The sequence below is a fragment of the bacterium genome (assembly GCA_037131655.1).
GTDB lineage: Bacteria > Armatimonadota > Fimbriimonadia > Fimbriimonadales > JBAXQP01 > JBAXQP01.
In genome coordinates this window covers 1-1,580 of sequence record JBAXQP010000472.1, presented here as the reverse complement: position 1 = coordinate 1,580, position 1,580 = coordinate 1, and the positions used below count along the sequence as shown (strand labels likewise).

2 protein-coding genes are annotated in these 1,580 nt (G+C 48.4%); both read right to left on the bottom strand.

Annotated features, from left to right (window positions below):
* Nucleotides 1-355 (bottom strand): UvrD-helicase domain-containing protein (locus WCO51_13735; protein ID MEI6514315.1); only part of this gene is annotated, 355 nt, incomplete at its 3' end.
* Nucleotides 356-508: 153 nt separating this feature from the next.
* On the bottom strand, nucleotides 509-1,580 hold a 1,072-nt coding region (locus WCO51_13730), incomplete at its 5' end, for a restriction endonuclease (protein ID MEI6514314.1).

Genomic DNA, 1,580 nt, shown 5'->3' with positions numbered 1-1,580 from the left:
GACGGCGCACAAGCACCCAGGCTGCCGTCTGATCCAGTATCTGAACCCCAGGTTTAAACCCTGCTTCTGCGGAAAACTCCTGCACAATTCTCCAGCATAGGGCATGGAAGGTATGGACATTAAACTCATGGGAGCGATAGGGAAATGACTCTGCAAGACGGTCACTCATCTCATCGGCAGCTTTATTACTAAAAGTGATTGCTAGAATTCGGCTGGGGTCTATCCCAAGTTGCGATACCAAATACTCAATCTTAGAGATGATAACTCGCGTCTTCCCCGACCCCGGCCCCGCCACAATCACCTGTGGACCATCCACATATTCAACTGCTGCTTTCTGCTCTTTATTCAATAACATTACTAAACTCTCATTTCTCGATGATAAAAATGCATTCTGCTGCTTAAGTGCGGAAATCGTGATTCCTAAATGTTGGACTGAATGAGGAAATATAAGTACCTCGTTAAGTGGCATTTCCTAAGCCAACTTGTAATATGACTCTTCAAGGAACTACTATCGTTCAGTACTGAATTCACCACCAATGAAGTTTTTCCTTCCAAACGCTAACTTATTGGCGTAGTCACGCCTCCTTTGGATGAGGGCTTCATCCGCGCGTTTTTCAACCAACTGCTCGAGTTCCATCAAATTCACTGGGCGAAGCACCACTTTCCCGCGGAACGAGCCGTGTGGTTCGCGAATCTCTAGGTGTGCCTCACTTGCGCTCGCATCCATTGTTGGATACAGTATGGTGGACACACTGTTAGCTTCACCACTAAGCGCATAGATCGCAAGCTGGTATAACATTTCGCGTGGAAGGGCGTTCTCCCATAAGTCTCGGTACTTGGCATCGAGAATGACGACTACCTTTTGACCTTTCATAACGACGATATCCGGCCGTGGAAGCGGGGAGCGACGATTGCGAGGATTATATCCCGGAACGTAGTCGATCATTCCACGTATCACGCGCTCATCCTCAATTCGGAAGCCTTCAAGCCATTCAGTTAGAACCCGTGCCATCAACTGTTGGAAGAAACGGTTCATATCGAATAGGAATCCGGGCAGTGGGATTGTCTCATCTTTGGATGACAGCGACGTCCCTTGACCTCTCATCAACAATTTGATGATTTCAAACGCAGGAGAATATGCCTTTGTAAGCCTGCTGGTCTGTCTTGCGAGACGTCTAATAGCCTCCCTGTCCAAGTCAATAACCGACACTTTTTCTTCTATTAGCGCTGCCTTTCGTCTCAATCTCGTCCTGAGGTGAAGGTCATCGGTTAGTCTTGAGCCGTGTTTGAGCCCAGCCAATAAGACCTGGTTGGGCAAACAGTCCTCGCTGCGAATATGATAGCGGCAAGGCATTTCCGCTCGCATCATTCCCCCCTGCAATGCCATTTCTGTGAAGTCAAAACGTCCTTTCGGGCTCGAAAGACGTTCTTTCTTGGCAAGATAGTCGCGTTTAATCCCCCTGGAAATAAGCTCTTGTGCCTCCGCCTCCAATTGATGCAGCAGGATTTCCTGGAACGGGAAGGCGCTGGCCTCGAAAACAGTTGGGTCATAGAGCTTGAGATCACGTAAACCATAGGCA